12 protein-coding genes are annotated in these 18,172 nt (G+C 45.4%); 7 read left to right on the forward strand and 5 right to left on the reverse strand.

The features are described from left to right. The first annotated feature begins 1 nt into the window (after position 1). Positions 2-607 carry a response regulator transcription factor gene (locus tag ACOJR9_RS15050; RefSeq protein WP_420933738.1) on the forward strand — a complete coding sequence of 202 codons (606 nt, stop codon included), beginning with the start codon at positions 2-4 and terminating at the stop codon, positions 605-607. Positions 608-671: 64 nt separating this feature from the next. Here the strand turns inward: ACOJR9_RS15050 and ACOJR9_RS15055 are convergent, their stop codons facing one another. Together ACOJR9_RS15055 and ACOJR9_RS15060 are read right to left on the reverse strand one after the other, a co-directional pair. Then, a complete protein-coding gene (locus tag ACOJR9_RS15055) occupies positions 672-1,031 on the reverse strand; it encodes a hypothetical protein (RefSeq protein WP_420933739.1) in 360 nt (119 codons plus the stop codon). Between the two features lie 246 nt (positions 1,032-1,277). Continuing rightward, a complete protein-coding gene (locus tag ACOJR9_RS15060) occupies positions 1,278-3,599 on the reverse strand; it encodes a TonB-dependent receptor (RefSeq protein WP_420933740.1) in 2,322 nt (773 codons plus the stop codon). Between the two features lie 682 nt (positions 3,600-4,281). Here ACOJR9_RS15060 and ACOJR9_RS15065 point away from each other — a divergent pair. The 6 genes from ACOJR9_RS15065 (at position 4,282) to ACOJR9_RS15090 (ending at position 13,228) form a co-directional block, all read left to right on the forward strand. Further along, entirely contained in the window at positions 4,282-4,944 is a 663-nt protein-coding gene (locus tag ACOJR9_RS15065) for a GntR family transcriptional regulator (RefSeq protein ID WP_420933741.1), read from the forward strand. 65 nt (positions 4,945-5,009) lie between these two features. Then, the gene (gene prpB / locus ACOJR9_RS15070; RefSeq protein ID WP_071980456.1) at positions 5,010-5,885 is read left to right on the forward strand and encodes a methylisocitrate lyase; all 876 of its coding nucleotides are present in this window, start codon (positions 5,010-5,012) and stop codon (positions 5,883-5,885) included. A 273-nt stretch (positions 5,886-6,158) separates the two neighbouring features. Further along, on the forward strand, positions 6,159-7,283 hold the full coding sequence (gene prpC, locus ACOJR9_RS15075) for a bifunctional 2-methylcitrate synthase/citrate synthase (RefSeq protein ID WP_420933742.1): 1,125 nt from the start codon (positions 6,159-6,161) through the stop codon (positions 7,281-7,283). Positions 7,284-7,294: 11 nt separating this feature from the next. Further along, on the forward strand, positions 7,295-9,886 hold the full coding sequence (gene acnD, locus ACOJR9_RS15080; protein WP_420933743.1) for a Fe/S-dependent 2-methylisocitrate dehydratase AcnD: 2,592 nt from the start codon (positions 7,295-7,297) through the stop codon (positions 9,884-9,886). 811 nt (positions 9,887-10,697) lie between these two features. Beyond that, positions 10,698-11,879: a 2-methylaconitate cis-trans isomerase PrpF gene (prpF, locus tag ACOJR9_RS15085; protein WP_420933744.1), complete on the forward strand. Its 1,182-nt coding sequence runs from the start codon at positions 10,698-10,700 to the stop codon at positions 11,877-11,879. A 98-nt stretch (positions 11,880-11,977) separates the two neighbouring features. Continuing rightward, positions 11,978-13,228: a diguanylate cyclase gene (locus ACOJR9_RS15090; protein ID WP_420933745.1), complete on the forward strand. Its 1,251-nt coding sequence runs from the start codon at positions 11,978-11,980 to the stop codon at positions 13,226-13,228. Positions 13,229-13,275: 47 nt separating this feature from the next. Here the strand turns inward: ACOJR9_RS15090 and ACOJR9_RS15095 are convergent, their stop codons facing one another. The 3 genes from ACOJR9_RS15095 to arcB form a co-directional block, all read right to left on the reverse strand. Beyond that, a complete protein-coding gene (locus tag ACOJR9_RS15095; RefSeq protein ID WP_420933746.1) occupies positions 13,276-14,964 on the reverse strand; it encodes a PH domain-containing protein in 1,689 nt (562 codons plus the stop codon). Between the two features lie 14 nt (positions 14,965-14,978). Then, positions 14,979-15,530 carry a PH domain-containing protein gene (locus ACOJR9_RS15100; protein ID WP_420933747.1) on the reverse strand — a complete coding sequence of 184 codons (552 nt, stop codon included), beginning with the start codon at positions 15,528-15,530 and terminating at the stop codon, positions 14,979-14,981. A 249-nt stretch (positions 15,531-15,779) separates the two neighbouring features. Further along, entirely contained in the window at positions 15,780-18,134 is a 2,355-nt protein-coding gene (gene arcB, locus ACOJR9_RS15105; RefSeq protein WP_420933748.1) for an aerobic respiration two-component sensor histidine kinase ArcB, read from the reverse strand. Positions 18,135-18,172: the final 38 nt, after the last annotated feature.

Raw genomic sequence — 18,172 nt, forward strand, 5'->3', positions numbered from 1 at the left:
GATGACCACCATTCTCGTTGTTGAAGATCAATCGCTCGTACGCGATGCTATTGCCATGCTGCTGTCTTTAGAAGATGAGCTCGAGGTAATAGGAAAATGTAGCAATGGCCAAGAGGCCATACATTTTTTAGAAAATAACCACGCGCCAGATATCATTTTAAGCGACATTGAAATGCCTCAAATGAGTGGGCTTGATTTAGCTGCACATGTAGCAAGTCATCATATTACTAGTCACGTAGTGTTAATGACGACGTTTGCCAAACCCGGATATATAAAGCGAGCCATGAGTGTTGGCGTAAAAGGTTTTGTATTAAAAGAAGCCGATAGCGATTACTTAATTGCATCGATTAAGGACGTAATTGCAGGAAAAGTCGTTATATCTACTGAACTTGCGCTAATGGCGTTAGACGATAACAATCCACTGTCTGAAAAGGAAATGTCAGCGCTGAAGCTCGCATCAGAGGGGATGAAAACTCATGATATTGCTAGCGCGTTGTTTTTATCTGAAGGTACGGTAAGAAATTATCTTTCAGAGGCTATCTCAAAGCTAAATGCAACAAACCGCATTGATGCCGCTCGAATAGCGCAGCAAAAAGGATGGCTTTAGGCCCTAGCGTCTGAACGCTTTGGGTAGTACTACTTTTTAATCCGCTATTTTTTTAACGCTACGTTTAAGAGTACTGAGGGGACGTATGTGCTGGTAGATTCAATGTTGATGCAAGTCCAGTCACCACTCTCTCTGGCCCTACTACCTGCCCTAGCTTGTCGCTAACCCAAGTGCATACTAAAATACTGGTGCCTTTTTTTAGCTCACACTCCCACTTTTTAGTGGATTCTTTGAGCGGCAAATAGTCTTCTTCAATTTCCCAACCGTCATCAACATGTGAAACGATAAGCTGTTCAAAGGCGTTAAAGGGGATCTGCTGTATGATACGCCAGTCATGCTTTTTGAATTTTCGTTCAGTCCAAGAACGTTGTAACTTAGAAAGTATCCCCACCCCTGCAAATCCTCTTGTCCATTTGATTGTCACTAACCGATGGTTATTAATGAAGCGTTAGTCACACAAGGTCGATGTAATAAAACTATTCTAATATTGCTAGTAAAACAAGATTACGAATGTATTTAGTTGCATATTACCTATACAAACTGCGTTATAGCTACTTTTTACCGTCTATTTCAAACTTGTAGGCATAAAAAAGCCGGTCACTTCACTTTCATTAACAAAGGACCGGCCTTTATGTTTGTGTGCTGTCGCGTGCTCATTTGAGCGCGCTTTTTAGAACTCGGTCGAGAATCTCACACCGAACTCACTCGCATCGTTGCTAAGTATTTGCAGAATATAATCGCCAGTATTTAAACGAGCATTATCATAACGCTCATCAAAAATGTTACGACCGTACAATGCTACTGTGTACGCTTCGTTTGCTGGCGTGTAGGCAATATCAACGTTTACCAGCTCACGACTATCAAGCTCTGTCATCCGCTCTGGTGCTGATGTTGGCTCGCCGTACATCTCTGAACGGTATGAATAATCAGCGCGCACGCGAATTGAGTCGCCGCCATCAAGTTCGAAGGTGTACTGCGGACCAATAGCAAGCGTTAGGTCAGGAGTAAGTGGTGCAACAGGTCTGAATCCTGCCTGCTCTTCCACATCAACATCCATATAACCAATACTGGTCATCATGCTGAAATTGCCTAAGTTAAGCGTTGTATCTAGTTCAATACCGCGAGAAGTTTGTTCAACAACTAAATTAGCTGTATCGAAACCACCTTCACTTACACGACTTACTTGATAAGGCAGATCTTCAAATTCAGTGTTAAACACCGCAACGCTCATATCAACATATTCATTGATACGACCTTTAACACCCACTTCGTAGTTTGTTGCCGTAATATTGTCAGAAGCAGTAAAGCAGTTGTTAGCGCGAACTAAATCACGAACCATCTCCTGCTCTCCAGCAGAAGCATTTATAAAACCGCCTAAATTATCATAATTACCCTGTTCCACAACATCATCGAACAAACAGAATGGTCGCGCTGGGTATTGACCTGACTGATAGCCAGATTGAATAGTCGCGTAACCTGTCATACCATTTTCGAACGTGTAGTTAGTGGCTAATTCCCAGGTCAACTCGTTCCAGTCATTTGAGTCACCTATAGTGCCTAAAAGGCCAAATACGTTTGCAGAAGCGTCTTTCTCATCTTTGGTGTAACGCAAGCCACCCGATACAGATAGTTCGTCATTGATGTCGTGGCGAAGGTTGATGTAAGCCGCTTTTGATGTTGTTTCTTGGTCTAGCTCAAGTAGGTTTCCACCGCCATTAAAGCTAGAACCTTCACCTTGACGGTTACTCCCTTCTTCGTTGAAGTAGTAAAGGCCAGCAACAAAGTCAGTATACTCGTTAAGGTAGCCGTTCAACTGCAGTTCAATAGAGGTTTGGTCTGCTTCACCGCGCTCTGGGAATTGGTCTAGTAAGAAAACAGTACCATCATCATCGAGGCCAGCTTTGTAATTTGAAGTACGCTGACTCGCTACTACTTTAGCCGTGTAGTCTTCGTTAATATCCCACTCAGTGGAGAGTGAAAGACCACGCGCTTCGTTAGATACGCCGGTAACTTCTTGACTCCCCGTGGCGTTGTCATAGCGATCTGTTCCTTCTGGGATTACGTCAGAATTTCTTAATGGGCCACTGGGTATTGGAACTCCGTTAGAATCTAGGCCGGTAAAATAACGTCCATTTGGGACTTCATCGATGAGAACAGTGTATGGACGAAGGCCGCCGTCGCCATTGTTTGCGTCAGCTGTAAGTACCATACGAAAATCGTTTGATGGTTCCCACTTAACTGATACACGTCCAGATACGTCTTCTGTCTCGCCTACATCGTATTCTGCATTTGGAACGTTAATAAATTCGCCTAAGCCATCACGCTTGTTAAACGATAGGTTTGCATTGAATGCTACTGTGTCTGAAAGCGCGTGGTTAACAAACAAGTCTGCTTTCACACGGCCGCGGGTACCAAACTCTGTATTGACCTTGGTCACATCGCCTTGATCTGGCTCTTTAGTAATGATGTTGATAGCACCACCAATAGAGTTACGACCGTAAAGTGTACCCTGTGGACCACGCAAAACTTCAATACGCTGTATATTGTTCAGACTCCAGTTTTGACCTACCTGACGACCTAGGTATACACCGTCAACGTATACACTTACGCCAGGATCGGTTGTAATCAAGTGATCTTGTAAACCAATGCCGCGAATAAACGGGTTAACTGATGAGGTATGGCCTGCTGAAAAACCAGTAACGTTCAAGTTAGGTACAAATTTACCCACATCAGTTAAGTCGGTAATACCTTGAGCAGCTAGCTTATCGCCATCAAAAGCGCTAAGGGCAATTGGTACTTCGTAGATTACTTGTGGACGTTTTGTTGCGGTAACTGTGATCGCTTCAAACTTTTGCTCTTCTGTTGCTTCTACATCTTGTGTTTCTTGTGCAACGGCAAAATTTGATAATACTGGAATGGTCATCGCTACTGCTAAAGCGACAGGAGAGAGCTTACTGGCGAGTGTCTTAGACACGTCAGTGTGACTGGTCATTTGGTGGAACCCCTTTGCGTGAGTATGTGATATTTACGGCTGATAGTTTGTGTTTCAAGTTCTTCTGCGGAACTCTTACAGCCTAAAAACGTTAAAGGCAAAGAAGTACATTGTTGATATGTATTTTACTGACAGCAAGCATAATAGCGTACACCAGTCTTCGCCATTTAAGCGCATTACGTAGGCTCGAAAACTGGGCGGGCATAATACCGACAGAATGCCTTCTTGCAAAGCTAAATATCATTTTTTCGCCAATTTGAAACTCACTAAGTAGACCAAGAGGTTAGGTGGTTAGACCTTTTAAATTTCATCAAAGAAACAATTACTTAACCTAATATTCATAACTTTAAAATCTAGAAAAAGAAAACGAGCTCCTGTTAAAGCCATTTGACAACCTGACCAAGTGGCCAAGTAACGCCGTCGGTTTCTACTATTTATCCTATTCGTCAGATACCTGTTCTCACTGTTACTTAAACCGCAGCGCTTGCACACATTTTCTGTGTGTTCTATTTAATCATTTCAATGACTGTCGAAATACGAAAAATGCAAAAAGATACCGCGCTCAATATTAGTAAGGCATACGACCTTAATCTTACTTTGTCGACAATTTAACCCTTAAAGTTTGATATATTGATAATAACAGCTTATATTGTCGACATTACAAAGAAGCAAGTAGCTAACTGTGACACGCAATAACGAACAAGCCATTACCAGTGCAGACAAAACGTTTTACCAGCTAAGGACCGATATCGTCGAAGGCATTATCCCTTCGGGCTCTAAGTTAAGCGAAACCGAATTGTCGACAAAATATGAAGTGTCGCGCGCCGTCGTACGTGAAGCGATTAATCGCCTTGCCACTTGCCATCTTGTTGAAAGAAAAGCCAACGTAGGTGCTCGTGTAGTCGCACTGTCTCCAGAAGGCTTAGTGCAGCTTTATCAAGTAAGAGAAGCTTTAGAAGGAATGGCAGCTAGGCTAGCAGCACGCTACATGAGCGATGATGAAATAGCTGCCATGCAGGGCCTATTAGACAGTCACTTCAACAAAGTAAAAGGCGGCGAAAGCTACTATCAAGAAGCTGGTGACGTGGATTTTCACTACAGAATTGTCACTGGTAGCAAAAACAGCCACTTAATCAGCGTATTAATAGATGGCTTGTATCACTTGGTGCGTATGTATCGCGTACAGCTTGGCATGGCAGGCCCGCGAGTAACCACGGCATTTGATGAACACAGACACATAGTAAACGCCATTGCTAACCGAGATGAAGAGTTAGCTGAAATACTCATGCGCAGACACATTCTTTATTCAAAAAACAATATAGAAAAGAAGCTTCATAATGCATAAGTGCAAAATAGCTTTTTTAACTTTCATTCACCTCTACCCTACTTCACGTTAAGCGAGTAAATAAAATGAGTGCAGGAAAAAAATTTAGAGACGCCCTTTCGAAAAACAAACCGCTTCAAATCGTGGGCACCATCAACGCCTACTCGGCCATGATGGCAAAATCCATTGGTCACCAAGCTATTTATCTTTCTGGCGGTGGTGTAGCGAACGCATCTTACGGCCTTCCCGATTTAGGCATGACCTCGCTTAACGACGTTATTGTCGATGTGCAACGTATTACATCGGCATGCGATCTTCCTTTATTAGTAGACATAGACACAGGATGGGGTGGAGCTTTTAACATAGCCAAAACCATTCGCGATATGGAAAAAGCGGGAGCAGCCGCTGTGCACATGGAAGACCAGGTTGCACAGAAACGCTGCGGACACCGTCCAAATAAAGAAATTGTTAGCACAGAAGAAATGGTAGACCGCATAAAAGCGGCGGTAGATGCTCGAACCGATCCTGACTTTTTCATCATGGCTCGCACCGACGCCTTCGCTCAAGAAGGATTGGAAAAGGCGATTGAACGCGCTAAAGCTTATGTAGCAGCCGGTGCAGACGGCATTTTTGCTGAAGCAGTAAAAACCGAAGAACACTACCGCGCCTTTGCCGACGCGCTAGACGTGCCTATTCTTGCCAATATTACCGAATTTGGCCAAACCGAACTATGGAACAAAGAACAGCTTGGTGAATGGGGAGCCAGTATGGTGCTTTACCCATTAAGCGCCTTTAGAGCCATGAATAAAGCTGCAGAAATGGTTTACACGTCTATTCTTGAGAATGGCGATCAAAAAGCTGTTGTCGACAGCATGCAAACCCGCATGGAACTATACGATTACCTTGGTTACCACGATTACGAGCAAAAGCTAGATGAGCTTTTCGCCAAAGGTAAAAACTAAACTAAACACAATAAACAGTAACTGGGACGCAATGTACTATTGAAGCGGGAGCGGTACTTAGGTCGTTACCACGCCGTGAACCCATCCATGGGCGCTCCGGCTCGGCATCCATGCCTCGCAGGGGTAACGACCTAAGTACCGCCCCCACTTTTCAATGCATTGAGCCCGCTTATGAAAGTGTACATTTAATAGCGACTAAGGAATCCGTTCCTTTTTCATAATAGATTTTTTTACTAACGTACCCTACAAATTTAAAAGACCGGAGATTACAAGATGGCTAAACAATTAAGTGGCGCGGGATTACGCGGCCAAGTTGCAGGTAAAACAGCATTATCAACCGTGGGCAAATCAGGCTCGGGTTTAACGTATCGCGGCTATGACGTAAAAGATCTGGCCAATAAATGTCAGTTCGAAGAAGTGGCTTACCTTATCTTAAAAGGTAAATTGCCAACGCAGGCTGAGCTAGATAGCTATAAAGAAAAACTTCGCGGCATGCGCGGTTTACCCGACGCGCTTAAAGAAGTGCTTGAGCGTATTCCAAAAGATGCTCACCCAATGGACGTGCTTCGCACTGGTTGTTCCATGTTAGGTAATCTTGAAATGGAAAAGAGCTTTGACGAGCAGCAACAAGTGACTGATCGCATGCTCGCGTGTTTCCCTAGCATCATTTGCTACTGGTATCGCTTTTCTCACGACGGCGTACGTGTTGAAGTTGAAACCGATGACGACTCCATTGGCGGCCACTTCCTGCACATGCTTCACGGCGAAAAGCCTCGTGAACTTCACGAACAAGTGATGCATGTGTCGCTCATTCTTTATGCAGAGCATGAATTTAACGCATCAACCTTTACAGCCCGTGTATGCGCATCAACCCTATCTGACATGCACTCGTGCGTAACGGGTGCCATTGGTTCACTTCGCGGTCCACTTCACGGTGGCGCAAACGAAGCGGCCATGGAAATGATTGAAGGCTTTACCTCTGCCGACGATGCCGAAGAAAAAATGATGGGCATGTTGGCACGCAAAGAAAAAATCATGGGCTTTGGTCACGCGGTTTATGCCGACTCAGACCCGCGTAACGGCATTATTAAAGAGTGGTCTGAAAAACTGGCTGCTGACATAGGTGATACAGTACTTTACCCTGTTTCAGTGCGCTGTGAAGAAGTGATGTGGCGCGAGAAGAAACTGTTCTGTAACGCAGACTTTTTCCATGCCTCTGCTTATAACTTCATGGGAATTCCTACAAAACTCTTCACACCAATTTTTGTCATGTCTCGCTTAACAGGCTGGGCAGCACATGTGATGGAACAGCGTTCTGATAACCGTATTATTCGCCCATCGGCTGATTATACCGGTGAAGAGCTTCGTCCAGTGCCATCAATCGCTGACCGAGCGTAAGGTAATACGCTATGAATATTGATTACCGAAAACCCCTACCAGACGCGGGTATCGATTACTTCGATACCCGCGAGGCGGTAAATACCATAGAGTCTGGGGCTTACGAAAAGCTGCCCTACTCTTCTCGAGTATTTGCTGAAAACTTAGTGCGCCGTTGCACACCTGAGCAACTGACTAAAGCGCTAGAACAGCTCATTTATCGCAAACGCGACCTCGACTTTCCTTGGTTTCCAGCTCGTGTTGTATGCCATGATATTCTTGGCCAAACTGCTCTGGTTGATTTAGCAGGCTTGCGCGATGCGATAGCGGCAAAAGGCGGTGACCCTGCTAAAGTGAACCCAGTGGTTCCTACCCAGCTAATTGTCGACCACTCTTTAGCAGTTGAGCACGCAGGTTTTGAAAAAGACGCCTTTGAAAAAAATCGCGCCATTGAAGACAGACGTAACGACGATCGTTTTCACTTTATCAATTGGACAAAGACGGCGTTTAAAAACGTAGATGTTATTCCCCCAGGAAACGGCATCATGCACCAAATCAATTTGGAGCGCATGTCACCAGTTATTGAGTCTCGCGATGGCGTGGCGTTTCCTGACACCTTAGTAGGAACAGACAGCCATACGCCTCATGTAGATGCACTTGGTGTTATCGCTATTGGTGTAGGTGGCCTTGAAGCCGAAAGCGTAATGCTTGGTCGCGCATCCTACATGCGTTTGCCAGACATTGTGGGTGTAGAATTAACCGGTAAACCACAGCCGGGTATTACTGCTACCGATGTAGTTTTGGCACTAACTGAATTCTTGCGTAAGCAGCGTGTGGTGTCTGCCTTCTTAGAGTTTTATGGGGAGGGTGCTTCACACCTTACCCTTGGCGATCGTGCAACCATTTCGAATATGACGCCAGAGTACGGCGCTACTGCGGCTATGTTCTATATCGACCAGCAAACCATCGATTATTTGCGCCTTACCGGTCGTGAAGAAAAACAAATAGCCTTAGTAGAGAACTACGCCAAGCACACGGGTTTATGGGCTGATGATTTAAAAACTGCTGAATACGAGCGTGTGCTTACCTTCGACTTATCATCAGTAGGTCGTAATATGGCAGGCCCGTCTAATCCACACGCACGTTTGGCAACTAGCGATCTTGCCAGTCGCGGTATTGCGGCTAAGTGGGAACAAGAAGACGATAAAATGCCTGACGGCGCAGTAATCATCGCTGCCATTACAAGCTGTACCAATACCTCTAACCCGCGAAACGTTATTGCTGCAGGTCTTATTGCTCGTAACGCCAATCAGCGCGGCCTTACCCGTAAACCGTGGGTGAAAAGCTCATTAGCGCCTGGCTCAAAAGCCGTAAAACTTTATCTTGAAGAAGCTAACCTGATGAGCGAACTCGAAGCCCTTGGCTTTGGCGTAGTGGCTTTTGCTTGTACTACCTGTAACGGCATGAGTGGTGCACTAGACCCTAAAATTCAACAGGAAATCATAGACCGCGATCTATATGCCACTGCTGTTCTATCGGGTAACCGAAACTTTGATGGCCGTATCCACCCCTATGCCAAACAAGCTTTCTTAGCGTCACCTCCTCTTGTAGTGGCATACGCCATTGCAGGTACGGTACGCTTTGATATCGAAAAAGATATTTTAGGTATTGATAACGACGGCAACCCTGTAACGCTAAAAGACATTTGGCCAAGTGACGAAGAAATTGATGCCATTGTGGCAGAGAGCGTTAAGCCCGAGCACTTTAGAAAAGTGTATGAGCCAATGTTCGACTTAAGCGTAGATTATGGCAGCCATATCGACCCACTTTACGAATGGCGAGAGCAGAGCACCTACATTCGCCGACCGCCTTATTGGGAAGGCGCTATGGACGCAGAGCGCACCATGACAGGCATGCGCCCCCTTGCCATTTTAGGCGATAACATCACGACTGATCATTTATCACCTTCAAATGCGATTATGGCAAATAGTGCAGCCGGTGAGTATTTAGCCAAGATGGGATTGCCTGAAGAAGACTTTAACTCTTATGCAACCCACCGAGGCGACCATTTAACTGCTCAGCGTGCCACGCTTGCCAACCCAAAAGTGTATAACGAAATGGTGCAAGAAAATGGCGAAGTGAAACAAGGCTCGCTGGCGCGTATTGAACCCGAAGGCAACGTTGTGCGCATGTGGGAAGCTATTGAAACCTACATGACCCGCAGACAGCCTTTGATCATTGTTGCTGGCGCTGATTATGGCCAAGGCTCGTCACGAGACTGGGCGGCAAAAGGCGTGCGTTTAGCCGGTGTTGAAGTGATTGCCGCAGAAGGTTTCGAGCGTATTCACCGCACTAACTTAATTGGAATGGGCGTACTACCGCTAGAGTTTAAACCGGGCACCACCCGCAAAACACTCGAGTTAGATGGTACTGAAACCTACGATGTTAAAGGTGAGCCCTCACCAGGCGCTACCCTTACCCTCGTGGTAAATCGTGCTAACGGTGAGCAACTTGAAGTACCGGTTACCTGTCGGTTAGACACCATGGAAGAAGTCTCTATTTACAGCGCTGGCGGCGTATTACAACGCTTTGCAAAAGACTTCTTAGAAGCCGAGGTTGGCTAATTTGCCGTGATTGGCTAGAAAGCACTAGGCCGGGTTTGGGACACGCCGTAAATACATCCCTGTAGGCTCCCAATTCGCATCCATGCGAATTGAGGGTCCCATACCCAACTTAGTGCTTTCTCACTTCCGCTGATGTTGTACAAATAAAATGAGTCTTATTTTGAGCAATAAGAAGGTAAGTGAGATGGGTACGGGGCTCGCCGTAAATACGTCCCTGTTGGCTCGCAATTCGCATCCATGTGGATTGGGTCAAATCAACCCTCGCGAGGGAAGGCAAGTAAGTTAGGTGCAGGGCACGCCGTAAATACATCCCTGTAGGCTCCCAATTCGCATCCGTGCGAATTGAGGGCCCTGAACCTAACTCACCAGCCTTCTTTAATGGAGGCTGTAGTTTTTGCGCGGAGTTTGGCTGCGATTTGAAACCCTCTCTCCCTAAAGTTGATAGATGTGAAAATTTGAAGAGAGGAGCGAGTGCTCAGGTGAAACCTTCGGAACGCATGGACTAAACACTCTCCTCAAACGAAGTTTAGTTATTTTAGAGGGAGTTTGATTACGATTTGAAACCCTTCTCCTCTACAAATTCATAGATGTTGAAATTTTGAAGAGAGAGCGAGTGCTCAAGTGAAACCTTCGGGGCGCATGGACTAAACACTCTCCTCTAACAAAGTTTAATTATTTTTAGAGGGAGTTTGATTACGATTTGAAACCCTCCAGCCGCATGGATGCGGCTGGGGAGCGTACATGGATGTATTCACCGCGTGTTTCAAACCGTAATCAAACTTCCCCTTACTCAAAAGAAAAAGGAACAAACATGACACAGTATGCGCCACAGCTTCGAGTACCCGCTACCTATATGCGTGGCGGTACCAGTAAGGGTGTATTTTTTAATTTAACGGATTTGCCAGAGGCTGCCCAACAACCAGGGGCAGCGCGAGACGCCCTATTACTTCGCGTAATCGGAAGTCCAGATCCATACGGTAAACACACCGATGGCATGGGTGGCGCTACCTCAAGCACCAGTAAAACCGTGATAATTAGTAAAAGTGAACGAGAAGGTTACGACGTCGACTATCTTTTCGGCCAAGTTGCCATCGATAAACCCTTTGTAGATTGGAGCGGAAACTGCGGTAACTTAACTGCGGCCGTAGGCGCGTTTGCCATCAACAACGGTCTGGTCGATAAAAGTAAAATTCCTGATAATGGCATTGCTGTTGTGCAAATTTGGCAAGCAAATATCAACAAAGCTATTATTGCTAATGTTCCTATTACTAATGGCGAAGTGCAGGAAACCGGTGACTTTGAGCTTGATGGCGTAACGTTCCCCGCAGCAGAAGTGGAAGTTGCCTTTGTTGACCCGGCCGATGGCGAGGGTGCTATTTTTCCAACAGGAAGACTGGTAGATACCCTTGAAGTACCGGGAGTGGGTTCGCTGCACGCAACGATGATAAACGCTGGAATTCCCACTATTTTTATCAATGCAGAAGACATTGGGTATACCGGTACCGAGCTGCAAGACGATATTAATAGCAACCCTGATGCACTGGCGAAGTTTGAAGCCATTAGGGCCTATGGCGCAGTGAAAATGGGCTTGATCACCGACATCGGTGAAGCGGCCAGTCGCCAGCATACCCCTAAGGTTGCTATGGTTGCCCCACCTTCGCCTTATAAAGCGTCTAGTGGAAAAGATATTTTAGGCTCTGATATCGATGTTTTGGTTCGCGCCATGTCCATGGGCAAACTGCATCACGCCATGATGGGCACTGCTGCTGTTGCCATTGCTGCTGCCGCAGCCATTCCGGGCACACTAGTTAATTTGAGTGCTGGCGGTGTTGACCGCGATGCCGTTGTTTTCGGCCATCCTTCTGGCACCTTGCGCGTTGGTGCAAAAGCAGAGTTCTCAAATGATCGTTGGCATATTGCTCAAGCAACCATGAGTAGAAGTGCTCGAGTGCTGATGGAAGGAAATGTTCGGGTTCCGCCATCACACACATGAACACAAGCGCTATACATAAGTCTAAAACGCCCTTTTTATAAGGGCTTTTTTGTGAATAATTGCATATGATTACTCACAAGGTCATTTGAGTATCGCCAATGTATAAAGTTCTTGTGGTAGAAGATAGTGTTACGGTTCGAAAAATAGTCTACAAATTGATCGAAGATAATCCCCTGTTCTCCTGTGATTTGTGTGAAAACTTAGCACAGGCCGAATTAGCCTTGCAGGCTTCGAGTGATTATCTTGCCGCTATTGTTGACCTTAATTTACCCGATGCACCAAATGGAGAAAGCGTAGACTTGGCACTTTCTTATGATCTACCAACTATAGTGCTTACCGGAAACTTCGATGAGTTTACTCGTTCACAACTCCTCGACAAGGGCGTGCTCGATTATATAACCAAAGAATCTCGTTATTCTTACCTGCAAGTGGCAAAGCTTATTGATAGGCTCCGCAAGAACCTCTATACCGATGTCCTTGTAGTTGAAGACTCGATAACCAGCCGTAATCACATTTGTAAGCTTCTCAAAAAGTTCAAATTTCGGGTTCATGAAGCCGGAAATGGAATAGAAGCCTTGGTGCAACTGGACAACCACAAAAACATTAAAATGGTGATATCTGATCATAGAATGCCTCAAATGGATGGGTACGAACTCATCAAAGCCATTCGTCAAGAACGCAGGATGCAGGATACGATTTTTATCGGGTTATCTTCTACGGGTGATAGCGTGCTGACCTCTAAGTTTATCAAAAGCGGAGCGAATGACTTTTTATCAAAACCTTTTTATCATGAAGAGTTTTTTTGCCGCGTCATGCAAAATTTAGAGTCGCAGGAAATGATTCAAACTATTCGCGATAACGCCAACCTCGATCCTCTTACCCAAGTTTATAATCGTCGTTATTTACACGAAAAGGCAGAAGAACTGTATGCCAACAAAAGGCCTGGCGATAACATCATTGTTTCGATGATCGATGCTGATAATTTTAAGAACGTCAACGATACCTATGGCCACAAAACGGGGGATACGCTGCTTCAAGAATTTGCCGCGCTCATTAAACTCCACTTTCCTGAAGATCTCATTGTTCGCTATGGGGGTGAAGAATTCACCGTTTTGTCTCAACGCTCTGCCAAAACCTACTTATCCGCACTATCAGCATTTATGAATGCAGTAAGGCAAACAAAATTCACTCTTCACAAATTCAATATTACGTGCAGCGTAGGTGTATGTGTAGAGGACCATAGCAGTTTCGAATTGCAGCTAGATATTGCCGACGCGCGCTTATATTACGCTAAACACGCGGGCAAAGACCAAATAATTCTTCGCGATGAAAAAACTAGTGCAAAATAGCAAGTCGAGGGAATAACCTGAGTCAGCCACTACTTTTAGAACGCCATTTACATCCATGACTTACGCGTAGACTCCACCTCATAAAGCACGCTGTCGGCAAGCGCTTTAACGTAATGCTCTGGCAAGAAAGGAACAGTAACCGATCCAGACGCTAATACGAACTTGATAGACGCAAGTTGATGCCGTCGCATAAACACACTTTGTTTAACAATCACTTGTTGTATTTTGTATGGCTCGAAACAGAGGTAATCAACACCAATCCGCCCTCGTCTTACGTATACGTATTTGCCATCGGCCGCTATGCCCCATCGCCACCAGCGCAGGGTGAGTAACAGGCACCCTGCAATCAAAAGCCCGATAGAGCCAAGAAAAATATCGAGCTGATATGTAACAATACCAATAATGCACAACGCTACTATGGGTACGCTCCATGCTATTATTAACCAGTGCAGTATAAAGCGTTTGCTAATGCCTAGATAATCATCGCGGTGAAGCTGGCAATCAGGCATCACTTCTTGACTAAGCTCAACCGCTTCACGCTCGGTAACCGATGGCACAATAAGCTTATTGGGCGACATCAGTTCTTGTACTTGCTGACCCGCCGTGGAATTTTGCTCAAAATACAAGTTGACCCGCTTGAGTATTTTGTCGAGCCAGTCTTGTTTAGCGGTAATCATTTGAATGCGCGAGGCACGCATGCTGACTTCTTGTTTATTCAATAGACCGCTGCGGCGAATGTATCTGTCGTCAGAGCGCGAGAGGGTATACCCATAAAACGTGAATAGCGCTCCCCCCACGCTAAGTAGCGCCATGGCAGCCATTATCATCATAAGAATAACAAATGCGTAAAGCCCAAACTGCCACCATGCGACGGTTTGCTCCCCCACTATTTGGTTAAGCTGCAAACCTTTATCCGCCAACCAGTCAGAGACTAACCCTATCGCGTCATCGTAAAAAGGAGCAGCGGCACCAAGTATTATCCACACCCTGTTATTGGTAATGCCATGAATGACAATATCGCCAATCGAGCGGGTGTTGAGCACCTCTTCGCTGCTCTCTACACTATCATCCTCTAGCTTGTCCCCTTTTAGCATGTCCCCTGCTAACATGCCAAAGCGAGCCGCCCCATTATCTTTAGAAAGCTGCTCGGCTGGGCTCTGAGCTGAGCTCTGAATTCGGCTTTGAAATGAGCTGTCATTTAAGTTTGAAGATGAATGGGCAGAGGAATACTCTTCTTTCTTCTTTTCAGCCAGCACTTGCTTTCTAAGCGCATTCGCATAGGAAACCGGCACCGCTACTATATTGGCTTCTTCCTTACCGCTTCCTGCGGTATCCAGCACCACTAATGCATAGCCAAACGGACGATAATAAAAGGGGTGCTCTATTTTGATATTCTGAATGCGCCAAAACGGTAAATTAGTATAGCGACGTTGAAATACGCCAGTTTGAATCTCAACATGCTGATTGTGCACGCGAAAGGTGTACATAAAAAAGCTTATCAGGCCACTGCCCACCGCCAGGGATACTAGGGTGCCGATAGCAATATACGCCTCTGGCGAGTTTAGCTTGGAGAGCACGTTAGAGCCTATGGCCAGCGCGGGAATAATATAAATAAGCCCTTGGGCAGAATTTTTAATGTTGCGTGCCGAAAAATATAAAATAGCGATGATGGCCAAGCGCTGCCACGCATCACCGGTTTCTACTTTCACTGATCTCTCGGCATTCGATGATGTCATCTCCTGCTCTTCCACTATCGGGCACTCACATCTTTATGATCGAGAATAAACTGCCTAATTTGGTTGGCCTCATCAATTTCAAGTCCAGGAATTTCAAAGGTATGCATCTCACCGCCAGCTGAAAAAACCTGTAAGGAGGCCAGTCCAGCCAATCGGTCTAAAGGACCTCGCTTTAACTCAACATGCTGTACACGAAGAATAGGCTGGCAAGATAACTGCCGAAAGAAAAGACCTGATTCCTTACTGACATCTTGTTCTCTAACAGCAAACTTCACCTTCTTGTCAGCAAAAAAATGATAGGTAAACCACAAAAAGCCCAACGTGAAAATGGCTAGGCACGCATAGGGGTAGGCATTGTGAAGGTCGTCTGGCACACGAAACCAAGGTTGATATTTTGCTGCGGATAGCGCGCCAAGCAAAAGCACAGTGACGGTGGAACATACGCCTAAATTAATGGTGCGATACTTTTTCGACACCGGCGTAAGGGCCAGTAAATCTAACGCGGGTAAATTCTGCTGAGAAAGCGTTTCGTTTGAAAAATCTGCCGCCTTTGACGCTGAAAACATACACCTTATCCTTGTAAAAATTGAGGTAAGTTCACTTCATAGCGTTACTGCCAGAGCGGCCAAATGCCCCAACCAGTAATTCAAAAAGAATAAAAAGGGAGCATCAGCCCCCTCTTCATTTATAGTAGTTACTATTAGTCAACCACATTAATCGAACCACTCAGTTAAGCCTACACAGCTATGCCCACTCAACTAAGCCTACTCAAATAAGCCCACGCAGCTGATATGCTACCTAGTCATAGCAATGTACTAGTCGTCAAACTGCTGTTCGTTAAGCCAACTGTTCAGCCCTTTCATATCGTGCTGTACTGCCATTTGTAATTCTTCAACCCAGTCGTGTACGTTCTCCCACCATGTAGGGTGATCGCCCTGCTGAATTTGATTCGCAATACGCTGCACTCTCGCTAAACCAACCGACCCCGCAGCGCCTTTTATTTTATGGGCTTGAGAACACACCTCAGACTTTTCATCAGCGGTTAAGCTCAGCTGCAGTATTTCCATGTATTCAGGCATTTTCTCTTGGAAAACTTTCACGCTCGCCCGAACCATGTCATCGCCTATGGTATCCACTAACATCTCCAATAAGTCCATATCTAAGATGTTACTTAATGTTTTGTTGGGTTGCGTTCGCTCTACCCGACCCTCTATTTCAAGCGGCGCTGGCGGCGCGTGAAATAGGTCGTTAAATACCTCAATAACCCGAGATTTTTTGATTGGCTTAGCAATAACATCGTCCATGCCGTTCTCTAAATATTCATCCCGCTTTTTAATGACGTTAGCGGTTAGCGCAACAATAGGGGTTTGCATCACTAAATCTTCTTCGATAAGCGTGCTGGCCACGTCAAACCCCGTCATATCGGGTAGCTGAATATCGAGTAAAATTAGGTCGTATTGCGTCTCTCTTGCTTTATCTAATGCTTCTTGACCCGTCATTGCTACATCAACACGCTGACCAAGTTTTTCAAGCAGCGCTTTGGCTACCATCACATTGAGCTCTATATCTTCCACCAGAAGAATATGTAACCCCGTCACTTCAAGCTCAGCCACTTTCATTGGGCTGTTTGAAATTTGCACCGGCAAGATAATTTCAAAGCGAGTCCCTTTACCTACACTACTGGTCACATTAATTTCACCGCTCATCAAATCGACCATTTGCTTACAAATTGCCAAGCCAATGCCGGTGCCTGTTGCCGACTGGTGATCGGGATGATCAACTTGATAGTACATCGCGAAAATTTTGTCTATTTCGCTTTCTGGAATCCCCACTCCGGTGTCTTCAACAATAAAGGTGACAAAGGCTTTGTCGTTCTCTGGCTTGGTAGCCGATACCGACAAACTCACGTGGCCTTTTTGAGTAAACTTCACCGCGTTGAAAAGAATGTTCCACAATATCTGGCGCAATCGCGTACCGTCTATTTCAACCAAACGAGGCAATGGGTCTTTAATTGCGGTTTTAAATTCAAGTTGTTTATCCCCTGCAAGTAGGCGAATAATACTGCTCAGTTCTTCCGTAAAATCTTTCAACGATATGGTTTTTAAGCTGAGTTCTAGTTTGTCTCGGCCTAACTTATCGAGATCGATAATATCGTTAAATATATTACCTAAAGTAATGGCACTGGCGTAAATGGTACTCACCCAACTAAACTGCTCTTCGGAAAGCTCAGTATCGCGAAGCATGCGGCTTAAACCCACAATGCCGTTTAGCGGCGTACGCAGCTCATGACTGATGGTGGCAATGAAGCGGGTTTTGTCTGTGTTGGCTTTTGCCGCAGCATTTTCCGCTTGTTTACGCTCGGTCATATCTCGTCCAAACGATAACAAGCCAAGTCGATTACCTTCTTTATCGAAGAACGGAACTCGCTTCATTTCGAAGTAGCGACGTCGGCCATCGGCGAACTTAAGCCATAACTCTTCGGTAATGCTAGCGTTTGTCTCAAGTACTTCGTTATCACTGGCCACAATTTGTTGTGCCAGCTCTTCTTCGTACACATCTTCTGGGGTTAACCCAAGTAGCTCAAGTTCAGTTTTCCCCGTCATTAGCTCTGCAATACGATTACAGCCTGCAAACTGCCCCTCTTCGTTGCGGTAATAGATAAGATCGGGAGAGGCATCGATGATAGAGCGCAATAGGGTAGACAGCCTGCGTGCCTGAGATTCTTGCTCAGACTTATTTTTAATTTCTTGCTCTAAGTCTTTAAACAACCCCTCTCGTTCTTCCTGGGCAATTTTTCGCTGCTCAATTTCGTGATTAAGCTGTCGAATATTGCTTTGCAACTCGCGATTCAGAAACACATCTTCCTCGCGCAGGCTCTCTAGTTGACTCACCACCTCCTTTAAGTTTGTTCGGGAGTTTTCGAGTTGCTTAATCAGCTCACTAAAAAAGTACAATACCCAAGGTGCTGATAACATTGTTAGAATTACTGCGCTGATAAAGTCGTCAGGCTGCACCTGACTACCTAAGCTAACGCGTATGACATAGGAGCCACCAAGAGTAAATACCAGTGAGGATACAACGAATAATATGCTTAGTTTTAGTGTGCCAAATCGCTGCACAAATTGGGCAAAGCGAATGGCCCATGAATCGTTAGGAGAGTCTGAATGCATGTACGTCTAGTCTGTAACCATTTTGCCCTATCCTATCA

The organism is Alteromonas ulvae, assembly GCF_048987005.1.
GTDB lineage: Bacteria > Pseudomonadota > Gammaproteobacteria > Enterobacterales > Alteromonadaceae > Alteromonas.